At 39.8% G+C, this 14607-nt stretch carries 9 protein-coding genes and 1 pseudogene; 4 read left to right on the top strand and 6 right to left on the bottom strand.

Annotated elements, in window-relative coordinates; all coding sequences use genetic code 11:
• Positions 1-2: 2 nt before the first annotated feature.
• The 4 genes from P20652_RS18140 to P20652_RS08745 all read left to right on the top strand — a co-directional run bounded on the left by P20652_RS18140 (position 3) and on the right by P20652_RS08745 (position 7072).
• Positions 3-2318: a TonB-dependent receptor gene (locus P20652_RS18140; RefSeq protein WP_008168972.1), complete on the top strand. Its 2316-nt coding sequence runs from the start codon at positions 3-5 to the stop codon at positions 2316-2318.
• 396 nt (positions 2319-2714) lie between these two features.
• Positions 2715-4793, top strand: a complete 2079-nt coding sequence (locus P20652_RS08735; RefSeq protein WP_008168968.1) for a M13 family metallopeptidase — start codon at positions 2715-2717, stop codon at positions 4791-4793.
• Positions 4794-4992: 199 nt separating this feature from the next.
• Positions 4993-5706 (top strand): YebC/PmpR family DNA-binding transcriptional regulator, encoded by a 714-nt coding sequence (locus P20652_RS08740; protein WP_008168967.1) that lies wholly within the window; start codon positions 4993-4995, stop codon positions 5704-5706.
• Between the two features lie 79 nt (positions 5707-5785).
• The gene (locus P20652_RS08745; RefSeq protein WP_008168966.1) at positions 5786-7072 is read left to right on the top strand and encodes a leucine-rich repeat-containing protein kinase family protein; all 1287 of its coding nucleotides are present in this window, start codon (positions 5786-5788) and stop codon (positions 7070-7072) included.
• 79 nt (positions 7073-7151) lie between these two features.
• Here P20652_RS08745 and P20652_RS08750 read toward each other — a convergent pair whose 3' ends face one another.
• The 6 genes and pseudogenes from P20652_RS08750 to glk form a co-directional block, all read right to left on the bottom strand.
• Entirely contained in the window at positions 7152-8276 is a 1125-nt protein-coding gene (locus P20652_RS08750) for a sterol desaturase family protein (protein ID WP_008168965.1), read from the bottom strand.
• Positions 8277-8481: 205 nt separating this feature from the next.
• The gene (gene gap / locus P20652_RS08755) at positions 8482-9486 is read right to left on the bottom strand and encodes a type I glyceraldehyde-3-phosphate dehydrogenase (RefSeq protein ID WP_008168964.1); all 1005 of its coding nucleotides are present in this window, start codon (positions 9484-9486) and stop codon (positions 8482-8484) included.
• Between the two features lie 9 nt (positions 9487-9495).
• Complete coding sequence (eda, locus tag P20652_RS08760) at positions 9496-10116, bottom strand: bifunctional 4-hydroxy-2-oxoglutarate aldolase/2-dehydro-3-deoxy-phosphogluconate aldolase (RefSeq protein ID WP_002959756.1); 621 nt, start codon at positions 10114-10116, stop codon at positions 9496-9498.
• A 33-nt stretch (positions 10117-10149) separates the two neighbouring features.
• Positions 10150-12001 (bottom strand): annotated as a pseudogene (gene edd / locus P20652_RS18135) (phosphogluconate dehydratase).
• A gap of 336 nt (positions 12002-12337) precedes the next feature.
• The gene (locus tag P20652_RS08765; RefSeq protein WP_008168961.1) at positions 12338-13351 is read right to left on the bottom strand and encodes a LacI family DNA-binding transcriptional regulator; all 1014 of its coding nucleotides are present in this window, start codon (positions 13349-13351) and stop codon (positions 12338-12340) included.
• 36 nt (positions 13352-13387) lie between these two features.
• Positions 13388-14380, bottom strand: coding sequence for a glucokinase (gene glk, locus P20652_RS08770; RefSeq protein WP_008168958.1), 993 nt, complete (start codon positions 14378-14380; stop codon positions 13388-13390).
• Positions 14381-14607: the final 227 nt, after the last annotated feature.

Below are 14607 nucleotides of genomic sequence, written 5' to 3'. Positions count from 1 at the left end.
CTGTGTATTATTCACCAGACAGCTTAAGAGAGCCTGGGATAGATACTATTGACCGTACGCCCTCTGACGACCTTGTATATGCTGGATATAACTCAGACAATTATAGAAACAATCTAAGTTATAACTTCTCGGTTGGTGGTCCAATAATTGAAGATACACTATTTGTATATGCTAACGTGGAGTTTCAGGACGATGATCGAGATTATTATAATCGAGATACTAGTAATAACCGTTCTGTAACAAACCCAAATGGCATCGTAACTCTAGATTGGTATATTACCGATAACCATATTATTTCTGGTACTTACATCCAAAATGAAACTGAAATCGATAGAACATTTTATTATAATCCAGAAGATCAATTTTACACAGGTGAGCATGGCACCGAATCATCTAGTTATACGGAAGAAAATGGCGGTGACATATTTATTATAAATTATAATGGTCACATATCAGATAATCTTTCATTAAGTCTTATGTACGGCGAACTTGAAAATAAAGAAGAAAATAAGAACCCACGTAATCCAGATCCTGACGCAGCATTATGTGCTTTAGCTTATGATACTTTTGGAGTTTCATTTTCCGCCCGTAAAAATGTTGGTTGCTTTAACCCATCACAAACTACAATTGGTGCACTCGATGCTGAATCGGACCGAGATGAACGTAACAGTTATAAAATTGATTTTGATTATACTTTAGGTGATCATAATATTAGGGTCGGTTACAACAACGAAGAGTATACTTCGTTTACAATAGGCTCTTCATATACTGGTAATAACTACTACCGCTACATCGATGTTAGTGATAGTGGTTATTCATCAACAGGTATAAATGGTGTAGACCTTCCTCTTGGTACTAAAGCTGTTCGTGTCCGTACTAATGACACTCAATCAGGTAGTTTTAAAGTAGAAAATACGGCTTTCTATATTGAAGATAACTGGCAAGTAACTGATGATCTACTTCTTTACTTTGGTGTTCGCAATGAAACATTTACTAACTACGCTGCAAATGGTGACGTGTTTGTAGAAGCTGATGATTTAATAGCACCTAGAACTGGCTTTTCTTGGGATATTGACGGTGATTCATCTAAAAAGCTTTATGGTACTTTAGGTCGTTATTATATACCTATTGCTGGTAACACAAATATTAGAGCAACACGTTTAGAGTCATCTTCAGAGTATTTTTATTATGTTGATGGTTTTGATCCTGCGACAGGAGAACCAGTAAACCTAGGTGCTGAAATTGGTACTGGTTATACCGACCTTCAAATACCAGACCCTAGAACAATCGCTGTCGCTGATTTAGACCCGATGCATCAAGATGAATTCATTCTTGGTTATCAGCAGCAAATCTCTGATAATTGGACTGCTGGTGTGAAGTTTATGTACCGGAAAGTTAAAGATGGTATGGATGATATGTGTGCCCACGACGGGTTCTTTAAATGGGCTGAAGCTGAAGGAATTCCTGTTGCAAATGAAGCAAATGGTTGGGTAACTCCAGATGGTGGTTTTGATGTAAGTTCTACCGCTGGTTGTTTACTAATAAATCCAGGCAAAGATCTGAAAGTATTTATGGATCTTAACGGAGATGGAGAAGTAACAGAGCAAACAGTTTCAAATGAATACTTTGATCTCCCTGAGTACAAAAGACGTTATAAAGGCCTGGAGTTTACATTAGAAAGGGCTTTTGCTGATGGTTGGTATACAAATATTTCTTACGTATATTCAAAAAGTGAAGGTAATATTGAAGGCTATGTAAATTCAACACTAGGTCAAGAAGATGCAGGTGCAACTCAAGATTTTGACCATAAAAAATTCCAAGATGGTTCTGATGGATACTTACCTAATGACCGTCGCCACCAGTTTAAAGCATATGGTGCTTATAAAGTATCAGAAGAAATTACATTAACTGCAAATATGAATATTATGTCAGGCAATCCACTTAGTTGTAATGGTTACATTCCAACCGATGACATGGAAAAAGGTGACGGTTCTACCGTTTATGATGAACCTAACTTCAAGCGCTACGGTGCATCTAGCTTTTATTGTGGTGGTGAGCTAACTAATCGTGGTGATTATGGAACAAGCGACTGGAGCTATATGCTTGATGCCGGTGTTACTTATGTTCCAGATTGGGCCGATAGTAAACTTACTTTAAAAGTTGATGTATTTAACTTGTTTAATGTTGATAAAGTTACTGAGTATAATCAAACAAAAGATTTATCTCAGGGTAGTGACGATGTAAATCCAAACTTCCTAGCACCAACAGGTTATCAGGCTCCTAGAAGTGTTCGCTTTACCGCTAGGTATAATTTTTAATAAATATATTATTATTTAAACCTTCCAGAGCACTAATTTAGTTAGTGCTTTTTTGATCATCAATATTGCTCAGCGCCTCTCTACCATTACTGACTCTCCACTATTATTTGCTCAAATTGGAAGAACCTATTGGGCGTATTTAGTTACTTACACTCCTCGGAGAATATACGCGCATGAAGTACTGCAACAAAAAATAAATAATGTGCAATAGTTTTTATAGCGCCTATTAACCTTTCTCTTTTCTTCTATATTAGTTTTATCGAGCGCTGTGGTGATTCACCTCAAAAGGTTTGTTTGTCTGATTAATATCAATAACAATCGATAAGTTAAATATTCGTAATAATAAAAATGATTCACTGCTGCTTTTATTCAATCAGTGATACTCAGGAGTAAGTAATGAAAAAGAGTTTAATTGCCGCAGCATTAGCTGCCTCATTTATTACCGGTTGTTCAGAGCCGCAAACAACAAAAACAGACGAGCAACAATCTAAAGTAGCCACGGCTGTAGTATCAGAAAAAGCAGAGCTAGGAAGTTTTGGTGTTGACTTAACAGCGCGTAACGAAGCCGTTAAACCAGGCGATGACTTTTTTATGTATGCCAGCGGCACGTGGTATGACAACTACGAAATGCCTGCAGATAAAACCCGCTATGGTGCATTTTCAGGATTAGCTGAGCGCAGTGAAGACGATGTTAAAGCTATTATTGAAGAAATAGCGGCGCGTAAAGATTTAAACGCAGAAGAAAAACTCGTCGCTGACTTTTACAATGCGTATATGGATACCGAAACACTTAACAAATTAGGCATGACGCCAATCAAGCCATTGTTAAGTGAAATTAGTGATATATCGTCAACTGACGATTTAGCTGAGATGTTTGGTAAGTCTTGGTTAACCGGTAATAAAGCCCCTTTGGGTGGCGGCATGTGGTTTAATCGCCTAGACCCTAACAAATATGAAATGTCACTAGGTGCTGGTGGTTTAGGCTTACCAGATCGTTCTTACTACCTTGAAGACGCTGAGCGCTTTGTTAAAACCCGTGCAGCTTATGTTGCTCACATTGCTGACATGCTTGAGTTTGCAGGAGTCGAAAATACCGCTGAGCGTGCTCAAGCTATTCTTGCTCTTGAAACCAAAATTGCACAAGGCCATTGGCCGCGTGAAAAGCGTCGTAATCGCGATTTAACGCTAAACCAAATTGAACGTGCCGATTTAAGTACTGCTTATCCTGGCTTTAACTGGGATTTATACTTTGCGCAAACAGGTTATAAAGTACCTCAGTTAAATGTGTCTCAGCCTGAGCCAATAAAAGCGATGATTGAGCTAATCAATCAAGAAGATATTGCAGTATGGAAAGACTACCTAACGTATCACGCTATTAGCGGTAACGCAGGTTTACTATCAGAAGACGTATTTAATACTAACTTTGCTTTTTTTGGTAAAGAACTAAACGGACAGCAAGAACCTCGCCCTCGTTGGAAACGTGCAATAAGTGAAATGTCAGGCACAAGTTCGCTTGGTTTTGCTATTGGTAAAATATACGTAGCGCGTTACTTCCCTGAGTCGTCAAAACAACAAATGTCAGAGCTGGTTGAAAACCTTCGTACTGCCCTTGGTGAACGTATTGATAATCTAGAATGGATGGGCGATGCAACTAAAGTAAATGCGCGCGCTAAACTGGCTGCATTTGTACCAAAAATTGGCTACCCCGATGTTTGGCAGTCTTATGATGGTTTAAGCATTACTAAAAACGATTTGATTGGTAATGTGAAAAACATGCGTGAGTTTTTCCACGCAGAAAGTGTTGAAAAAGAGCTACAAAAAACAGACCGTAACCGCTGGGGCATGACGCCACAACGCGTAAATGCATACTACAATAGCTCATTTAATGAAATTGTATTTCCGGCTGCGATATTACAACCACCGTTTTTCGATCCAAATGCCGATCCGGCTGTAAACTATGGCGGTATTGGCGCTGTAATTGGTCACGAAATGGGTCATGGATTTGACGATCAAGGTTCAAAATCAGACGAGAATGGCATTCAACGTAACTGGTGGACCGATGCTGATCGCGCTGCATTTGAAGAAAAAGCCGATCAACTGGCTGCGCAGTACAATAAATACGAACCAATTGAAGGTAACTTTGTTAATGGTCGAAATAGCCTTGGCGAGAACATTGGTGATGTAGGTGGTTTATCGATGGCTTATCACGCGTACAAGCTAAGTTTAAATGGTAAAGAAGCGCCTGTTATTGACGGTGTTACTGGCGATCAACGTTTCTTCCTTGCGTGGGCACAAGTATGGAAAGAAAAACGTACTGAGCAAAGTATGCTTAACCAACTTCGTGGTGGCACACATGCGCCAGGTCGCTTTAGAGCACAAGCACCACGTAACCACGATGCATGGTATGAAGCGTTTGATGTAAAACCAGGCGATGCGTTATACCTTCCTGAAGATGAGCGTGTACGTATTTGGTAGGTAACACATACTTTTAATACTTCATAAGGCAACCTGTTATCCCGGTTGCCTTTTTTATTAAATAAAATTTAAGCTTAGATGCTTTTAAACGTCATAGCTTTAATCTACTTTAATACTTACTAGCCCTTGAATGCATTTACCTTTAGAATACTCATTATAATTTTATTCTATTATTTACATATATTAAGGCGAAACGCAGATGGGAAGAGCTTACCAAAACAAAAAAGATTCAATGGCTAAGACTGCGGGTGCTAAAACTAAAGTTTATTCTAAGTACGGCAAAGAAATTTATATTTGTGCTAAAAACGGCGGTGTAGATCCAGATGGTAACTTATCATTACGTCGTTTGATTGAACGCGCTAAAAAAGACCAAGTACCAGCACACGTTATTGACCGCGCAATCGACAAAGCAAAAGGCGGCGGCGGTGAAGACTACGCAGCAACACGTTACGAAGGTTACGGCCCTGGTAACTGTATGATTATTGTTGACTGTTTAACAGACAACAACAAGCGTACCTTTGCTGATGTACGTGTTTGTTTTACCAAAGCAAATGCTAAAATTGGCGCTCAAAACTCTGTTTCACATTTATTTGATCACCTTGCTATTTTTGTATTTGACGGTGATGACGACGAAGCAGTACTTGAAGCATTAATGATGGCTGATGTTGATGTAACTGACGTAGAAGTAGATGACGGTAAAGTTACTGTTTTTGCTCCTCACACAGAGTACAACAACACACGTACAGCGCTTGAAGAAATGGGCGTGACAGAATTTGACGAAGACCTAATTAGCTTTGTGCCACAAATTGAAACGCCGATTGAAGGCGAAGACGTTGAAGTTATGGAACGCTTTTTAATGATGTTAGAAGATTGCGACGACGTACAAAACGTTTACCATAACGCGCAATTCTAAAACCTGATTTACTAAGTTAGAACGACTTTAAGCCAACAGCTATGTTGGCTTTTTCATTTTTAGAACGTGGTATAAATATATGAATAATCTTACAGAGCTTAAAAGTGGCAAACTTGTTGGAGCTACTCGCCTGCAATTAGTAGAAGAGCTAACCACATTTCCGGAAGAGATTTTTAGCTTAGCAGACACGCTTGAAGTACTCGATTTATCAAATAATAACTTATCAACACTACCTGATGAATTTGCCTGCTTAACACACCTTAAGCGTGTATTTTTATCATTTAATCAGTTTAAGCATATTCCTGCTGTGCTGGCTAAATGCCCTACTTTAATTATGGTTGCATTTAAAGGTAACCAAATTTCTGAATTTGCCTTAAACAGCCTGCCAAAAAATATTGAGTGGCTCATACTCACCGATAATACGTTAAGTGAATTACCTGAAGACTTTGGTAATTACACCCAGCTTAAAAAGCTCGCGCTTGCGGGCAATCAACTTAAGCAACTGCCAAGTAGTATGGCGCAGTGTAAAAGCCTTGAGCTTGTTAGGCTCTCTGCTAATAACTTAACACACGTAGACGACTGGCTGTTTGAATTGCCTAAACTTGCTTGGCTTGCGTTTGCCGGTAACGATTTTAATAAAGCCCAGTGCCTTACAAAATGCAGCTTAGAAAATAAACCTCTTGACGATTACACGCTTAGTCATGTTATTGGTCAAGGTGCATCGGGCGTTATTCATTTAGCGCAAGCTGTTGAAAGTGCTGTAGCGATTAAATTATTTAAAGGTGCAATTACCAGCGACGGCTACCCGCTTGATGAAGTAAATTGCTGCTTACAAGCAGGCGATCACGCTAATTTAATTAAGGTACTTGCCTACATTGAGCAAAGTGATCAGCTAGGTTTAGTAATGGAGCTAATAGATGAAAGCTTTGCTAATTTAGGCCTGCCTCCAAGCCTTGAAACCTGTACGCGTGATACCTTTAATGATGATTGCCATTACTCAACTCAGGCTATTTTAAAAATTGCACAGCAAATGGTAAGTACCTTACATCACTTGCATGTTCGTAAAGTAAGCCATGGCGACATTTATGCGCATAACACCATGATAAACAAAGATGCTGATGTATTATTTGGTGATTTTGGTGCTGCAACTAATTTAACGATGCTAAGTGAGTATCAACAAAAGCAACTAGAGTTGATAGAAGTAAGAGCTTTGGGCTGTTTAATTGAAGACTTATTAGGCACGGTAACCGGTGATGATAGACAAAGTGAGCTCTTTGTTAAAATGTCCGATATGGCAAAATTTGCTATGCAACCTGTATTAAATAAAAGGCCTACATTTACTAAGTTATTAGCAGAGCTAAAATAAGTTTAATATTAATAATATAAGCGAGAAAAATGTAACACCTTGCTCGCTTTTAATTTATGTTTATTCGGATTTCCCGAACTTATTTAGTGCGCTTAAACGGGTAAACCTGTTGTTTAAGCATACCTACCGGCATGTAATCCCCGACTACGCCATACGCTTCTGGCCACTCTTTTTGGCCTTTAACAGCAGTACCAAACGCATAATCTAAAAACGAAAAATGCGCAGCGTAATTGCGGTCAATCGCGGCTTTATCTGACGCATGATGCCAATGGTGAAACTGTGGTGTAACCATAAAATATTTTAGCCAACCAAATTTAACACGTACATTTGCATGGTTAAACACAGCCTGTAAACCCACAATTATTACGTATAAACTAATTATTTGCTGTGAAAACCCAAGTACAAATATGGGTGTGAGCACTAAGCTGCGCGTTACAAGTATTTCAAGTATATGTTGGCGAGAGCCCGCTAACCAATCCATTTCTTTAGCACTGTGATGTACGCCATGAAAGCGCCATAATAAAGGGATTTCGTGATAAGCACGATGCACCCAATACTGCATTAAATCGGCCACAAGTATTATTAAAAACAACTGCACTACAAAGGGTGTTTGCTCTATATAACCTTGTACTGTAGATGATACAGCCCAGCCAAAGCCATAATGTACAAAATGGTTAGTAACAAGTAATACAAAACCAATAATTAAATGATTTACGAAAAAGTGGTTTAAATCGCCTCGCCACTCACTACGCAATATTTTTTGATCTTTCCGATGGGGTAGCAGCTTTTCAATAACAATAAATATGAGTGTTGAGCCGAGCAAGTCTAAAATAAACCAATCGAGCCCTATGTAAGGTGTGTCGCTGGCAAACTCGTTTACCTTAACGTTGGGTCCGCCAAACATAATAGCGAGTAAAATAAAAAACCACGCTGTAGCCCCTAAACGCTTATTGGTATTACGTACAAAGTTAAGTAGCCCTAAACTGCCCGAGACCAATAATGCGGCAAACATAAGCTGACGTAAAAAGTCGACGCTGTAGCTTTTTCTCAGTTCTGGTGTGGTTAAGTATTCGGGAAAGTGAAACGCTAATACGCCTAAACAACTCAGTATTGCTAAAAAACAGGCTATGTAGCCACTTATGTTGCCCTCACCTATCTGAAGATGGTTTGTGCGAAATACCTTTCGTGATAAAGCTCTGATCATTTTTATTATTCCTTGCTTCGTTGAGTTGATTAAATACAACGAAATTCCATTGATTTACACACCCACATATTAACAAAATTTAGGGTATAAAAAATACAAATAGTTCCCTCCATAGTCTGAGTTGCAAATATACAGATAAACCAAACGCAAAAAAGCCACGCAATGCGTGGCTTGGTTGGATAAAGCTAAACTTTTACAAGGTCAATTATAAGTACTGACCTAGTGCTTTAACTTGGTCTAGCATGCGGTTTGAGAAACCCCATTCGTTGTCGTACCAAGCCATTACTTTAACTAGATTACCATCGGCTTTAGTTTGCGTTGCATCAAAGATAGATGACGCTGGGTTATGGTTAAAGTCGATAGAAACAAGCGGAAGCTCGTTGTATTGTAAAATATCTTTCATTGAACCCGTTGACGCTTCTTTCATGATTGCATTGATTTCTTCTGCAGTCGTATCGCGCTTAGTAATAAACGTAAAATCAACTAAAGATACGTTGATTGTTGGTACACGTACCGACATACCGTCTAATTTACCAGCAAGTTCTGGTAATACTAAACCAACAGCTGCCGCAGCACCAGTTTTAGTTGGGATCATAGATTGAGTTGCACTACGAGCACGGTATAGATCTGGGTGGTATACGTCAGATAGGTTTTGATCATTCGTATAAGAATGAATCGTTGTCATACTCCCCTTTTCAATACCTACGGTGTCGTTAATTGCTTTTGCAAGTGGTGCTAAACAGTTAGTAGTACACGATGCATTTGAGATGATTTGGCTATCAGCGTTAATTACATCGCTGTTTACACCATGAACCACTGTTGCATCCATATCTTTACCTGGAGCAGAAACGATTACTTTTTTAGCGCCTGCAGTTATGTGCTTAGCAGCGTCATCACGTTTAGTGAAAAAACCAGTACACTCTAAAACGATATCTACATTTAGTGCTTTCCACGGTAAATTTGCAGGGTCGCGTTCTTGCGTTAACGTAATTACGTCATCGCCAATTAGCATCGTGTTGTTTTCAAGTGTTACTTTTTTAGAAAATTGACCATGAACTGAGTCATACTGCGTTAAATGTGCATTAACGTTAGCTGGTGCTAAATCGTTAATTGCTACAATTTTAATTTCGCTGTTCTGAGCTGACTCATACAGTGCACGTAAAACATTTCTACCGATACGGCCGTAACCGTTAATTGCTACATTAATCATTTTAGACTCCTATTTAAGTTCACTTGCTTGGCGAGCAAGCGCTTCAATTGCTTGCCAGTCTTTATTTTCAATTAGTTGTTTATCTAGCATCCACGTACCACCCACACAAATAACGTTGTTAAGCGCTAAATAATTAGGTGCAGTTGCTAGGCTAATGCCGCCAGTTGGGCAAAAAGTAATATGTGGTAATGGGCCACCGATTGATTTAAGCATAGCTGTTCCGCCTGCAGCTTCTGCTGGGAAGAATTTTAAATACTTAAAACCATGCGACGCGAGTTGCATAACTTCACTTGCAGTTGCGGCGCCTGGTAAAAATGGTATGTCTGATGTTTTAGCCAAAGCAATAAGCTCATCGCTCACACCTGGACTCACCATAAAATCTGCACCTGCGGCAACCGAAAGATCAAAACTTGCTTTATCTACTACCGTACCAGTACCTACATAGGCTTCAGGTACTTCTGCTTTCATCAGCTTTACAGCTTCTGCAGCAATAGGTGTACGTAGTGTTATTTCTAAGGCTTTTAAGCCACCGTTATATAACGCTCTTGCAAGTGGTGCTGCATCTTCTAATTTTTCGATTACAACCACTGGCACTACGGGTGCCGATGCTAAGATTTTTTCAATACTCATTACTTGTTCCTCATTACCCAGAATGGCTAATATTTATTCAAGTCCAAAAGCACTCGCGCCTAAATCGGCACTGCTTACGATATTTCTAAATCCAGTAAATAATTCGCGACCTGTACCAAATGTTGCACTTGGCAGGCTAAGTTCTGCTTCACGTTTAGCAAGTTCTTCGTCGCTAACGTGTACTTTTAATATTCCGTTTGGCGCATCAAGTGTCACTAAATCACCTTCTCGGATTTTAGCAATAATGCCGCCTTCTACTGCCTCTGGTGCTAAGTGAATAGCAGCTGGTACTTTACCTGATGCACCCGACATACGACCGTCAGTAACAATGGCTACTTTAAAGCCTTCATCTTGAAGCGTTGCCATTACTGGCGTTAATTTATGGAGCTCTGGCATACCTTTCGCTTTAGGGCCTTGCTCTTTTAGCACGGCAATAAAGTCTTGGTTTAATTCGCCACGCGTGTATGCATCTTGCAGAGCACTTTGTGAGCTAAATACTTTTGCAGGAGCAGTAACAACCTGATGTTCAATAGCAACAGCTGACACTTTAATAACGGCTTTACCTAAGTTACCCGTTAGAAGTTGCAGACCACCTTGCTTACTAAAAGGGTTACTCACTGGGCGAAGTACTTCTTCATCGTGTGAGTTTGCTGGGCAATCTACCCATTTAACTTTAGTTGGGCCAGTTGAGTTGCTTATGATCAGGCTATCGTCTTTATCCAAACGAGGCTCTGTCATGTATGGTGCTAAACCATCGCCAAGCATTGTTTTAACGTCTGTATGTAAGTAACCAGCGCTTGCTAGCTCTCGCATTAAGAAACCCATACCGCCAGCTGCTTGAAAGTGGTTTACATCAGCTGAGCCGTTAGGGTAAATACGTGTAAGAAGTGGTACAACTTCTGATAAATCAGACATATCTTTCCACGTAACCTGAATGCCCGCCGCTTTTGCTATCGCAACAATATGAATGGCATGGTTAGTAGAGCCACCTGTAGAAAGCAGGCCCACTAAACCATTTATAATCGTTTTTTCACTGATCACATCAGCTAAACACGGGCTTTCTTTGTCATCTGTAAGCTGCTTAAGCATTGTTTCTACAGCATTACCTGTAAGACCATCGCGAAGCTCAGTGTAAGGATTAATAAACGAACTACCTGGAAGGTGTAAGCCCATTATTTCCATTAACATTTGGTTTGAGTTTGCAGTACCGTAGAACGTACAAGTACCTGCGCTGTGGTAAGACGCGCTTTCAGCCTCTAATAAGTCTTCGCGACTTACTAGACCTTGTGCAAATTTTTGACGAATACGTGCTTTTTCTTTATTAGGAATACCTGACTGCATTGGACCTGCTGGCAAAAAGAACACAGGTAAATGACCAAACGACAATGCACCAATTAATAAACCCGGGACGATTTTGTCACAAACGCCTAAACAAAAAACGACCATCAAACACATCGTGCGAAAGAGAAATTGCTGTAGACATAGCAATTACATCACGAGAAAAAAGCGAAAGTTCCATGCCGTCACGCCCTTGCGTAACACCATCACACATTGCAGGAACGCCACCGGCAACTTGAGCTGTAGCATCGAATTTTGTTGCAATGTCTTTAATTAAATCTGGGTAATCTTTGTATGGCACATGAGCCGATAGCATATCGTTATATGAGTTGATAATAGCAAGATTTGGCTGCTCATCAGCCTTTAAGCGCGCTTTGTCATCACTGCTACATGCAGCCATAACATGGGCTATATTTCCGCAACCTAAGCCGGCACGAACTCTTGTTTGTTTTTTTGCGTGCGAAATACGTTCTAAATAATCTTGACGGGTATTTTTGCTGCGTTCGATAACGCGCTGGGTAACTTCTTGAATACGAGGATGTAACATAATTTAACTCATCTCTATTAGTTAGAGGATAAAGGCTCAGTAGCAACTACAGACTCCACGTAAATAACTGTACTGAGCATCTTTGATTTACCCGTTCAAAGGTACGCTACCAGGGAGCCTCTCACAACAGCCCTGACACCGGTGTCACTGTATTAACGCATAGCAATGACACCGGTGTCAACCCCGGGTAACAAAAATAGTTTAATATTTTAACATGACCGAATAATGACCTAATTGATTTTTAGGCACAAAGTATATTTTAGCAAGTTAAGAGCAAAAAAAAGCCCAAATAAGCGTCACTCATATTCGGGCTACTGTGAAAATGTTTTTAACTCACTATTTTATCGCAGAGGTAGACTCGCGTGTAATCAAGCGTGACTCAAGCGTTACCTGATACGGCTGTTCTTGTGGTTGAGCTATGTGTGAAATAAGTTGAGTTACGGCTTGTTTAGTCATCTCTTCAACGGGCTGTGCAATCGTCGTTAAACCAGGCCAAATATGACGTGCAATGGGTGCATTATCAAAGCCCGCGATTGAAATGTCATCAGGCACTTTTAATTGGCGCTGGGTAGCTAATTTTAATACCGCTGCCGCCATGTAATCGTTTGATGCAAATACAGCTGTTGGCCTAGGGCACAAATCTAAAATACTGCGTGCACTATCTACACCTGAGTGATAACTAAAGTTACCCTCCTCTACTAAGCGCTCATCAAACTCTATTCCATGGCTTGCAAGTGAACGCCTGTAACCTTTAAAGCGTTGTTGCGTGGCACTGTGATCGGGGTGCCCTTTAATAAACGCTATTGATGTATGCCCAAGACTAATTAAATGCTCGGTAATTTCAAATGCACCTTGCTCGTCGTTACTACGTACTGAAATTGAATCATCCTGAAGTAAAGCCGATGCAACTCTTGCGTAAGGTATTTTTTTAGATTTTAAAAAAGAGGCCAACTCAGCAAAATCACCAAAAGGAGGTGTTAACACAATGCCATCTAATCGAGAAGTCTGTAGTAATTGCTCAATATTATTTATAAGGGCTTCACCACGAAACTCACAAGGATGTATCAATAAATTATAGTTATTTTCTTTGCATGCTTCTAAGGCGCCCGTTTGCACGCGAGTAATGTAGCTTTTACTTGGGTTATCGTAAAGACACCCAATAATAAAGCTACGATTTTGAGCAAGACCTCGTGCAATTGGATTTGGGGTGTAATCGAGTTCTTTAAATACCGCAAGCACCTTTTCTCGGGTTGCAGCACTAACATTAGGCTCGTTATTTAACACGCGTGAGACGGTTTTTTTAGAAACACCAGCATGGCTTGCCACACTGTTTATTGTTACTTTTTTCATCACTCTATTTTTCCAAATGCGAACAAGGAAAGCTCCTTATTTGCTGTTGTGCAAACACGCTGCGGCACCAATTAGTGGGATATTATCTTGTGTTACAAGTGTTACAGGAATTTGCCCTGCGTATTGCGACATAATACCCTTTTGCGAAAATCGTTCAACAAAACGGCTCTCTAGAAGTCTTGCCTGCATACGAGGCAATATTCCACCGCCAATAAACAAGCCACCTAAAGCACCGTAAACAACGGCTAAATCCCCAGCTACACTGCCAATCCAATCACAAAATTGATTAAGCGTTGCATCACACACAGCACATTCACCGCTATTTGCTAGACTACTGATTTGCGCAGCATCTAAATTTTTAGCTGGCACACCCTTAACCGCAGACATCGCTTTGTATAAATGCGTTATGCCAGGGCCTGAAAATACAGTTTCAATAGAAACATGGGGGTGATCTTTACGTAATTCATTTAATAATAAGCTATCAAGCTCGTTAACAGGTGCAAGCGATATATGCCCCCCCTCTGAACTCAACACTGCGGTAGATTGCGACGTTCTAACTAAGCACGCGGCACCAAAACCAGTACCCGGACCTATAACACCAATGTTTGCATTGTTATCAGCTTGACCTGATTTAACAATAACATTTTGTTTAGGATCTAAGTAAGGAGCCGCATATGCAAAGGCTGCAAAATCGTTAATGACTTCTAGTTGCTGTAAATTAAAGTGTGCTTTAAATTCACTGACACTAAAATGCCAACCTAAATTGGTTAAATGTACCTGCCCTGCTTTTATTGGGCCCGCAACAGCTAAACATGCGCGTTTGGGTGTAATATGCAAGACTGTTTGTAGATATTGCTCAAGCGCACTTTCAAGTGAACCAAAATTAGCACTAGGGAATATATTAATGTGCTCTATTACAAATTGGTTAGTGTGTTCATTAAAAGCAGTTATTAAAGCAAAGCGGGCATTAGTGCCGCCTACATCAGCAACTAAGATGGGATCAAATTGGACAGAATCGTTTGGGCTCATAGTATTATCTCTTTTGTTAAGCGACTCGTGCTTATTATTTTACAATGGTATACCATTGTTATTTATACTTTGAGCTATCACCTCAAAGTAGCTATAACAGTAAAAAATGCTGCCTATAAAATATATAAACAGCGAATACGTTTTGACAACAAAATGATAAAACATTTACATTATGACACCGGTGTCATAAATTTATCAATAAAAATATACGTTAATTTACACAAAAA

It is taken from the genome of Pseudoalteromonas sp. BSi20652, from assembly GCF_000239855.1.
GTDB lineage: Bacteria > Pseudomonadota > Gammaproteobacteria > Enterobacterales > Alteromonadaceae > Pseudoalteromonas.
The sequence above is the reverse complement of the archived record's forward strand: the minus strand, read 5'-3'. Positions and strand labels throughout refer to the sequence as shown.

Coding starts and splice junctions, on each gene's coding strand:
- P20652_RS08750 (WP_008168965.1), bottom strand. CDS start 8,276: ATGATCAGAGCTTTATCACGAAAGGTATTTCGCACAAACCATCTTCAG.
- P20652_RS08745 (WP_008168966.1), top strand. CDS start 5,786: ATGAATAATCTTACAGAGCTTAAAAGTGGCAAACTTGTTGGAGCTACT.
- eda (WP_002959756.1), bottom strand. CDS start 10,116: ATGAGTATTGAAAAAATCTTAGCATCGGCACCCGTAGTGCCAGTGGTT.
- glk (WP_008168958.1), bottom strand. CDS start 14,380: ATGAGCCCAAACGATTCTGTCCAATTTGATCCCATCTTAGTTGCTGAT.
- P20652_RS08735 (WP_008168968.1), top strand. CDS start 2,715: ATGAAAAAGAGTTTAATTGCCGCAGCATTAGCTGCCTCATTTATTACC.
- P20652_RS08740 (WP_008168967.1), top strand. CDS start 4,993: ATGGGAAGAGCTTACCAAAACAAAAAAGATTCAATGGCTAAGACTGCG.
- gap (WP_008168964.1), bottom strand. CDS start 9,486: ATGATTAATGTAGCAATTAACGGTTACGGCCGTATCGGTAGAAATGTT.
- P20652_RS08765 (WP_008168961.1), bottom strand. CDS start 13,351: ATGAAAAAAGTAACAATAAACAGTGTGGCAAGCCATGCTGGTGTTTCT.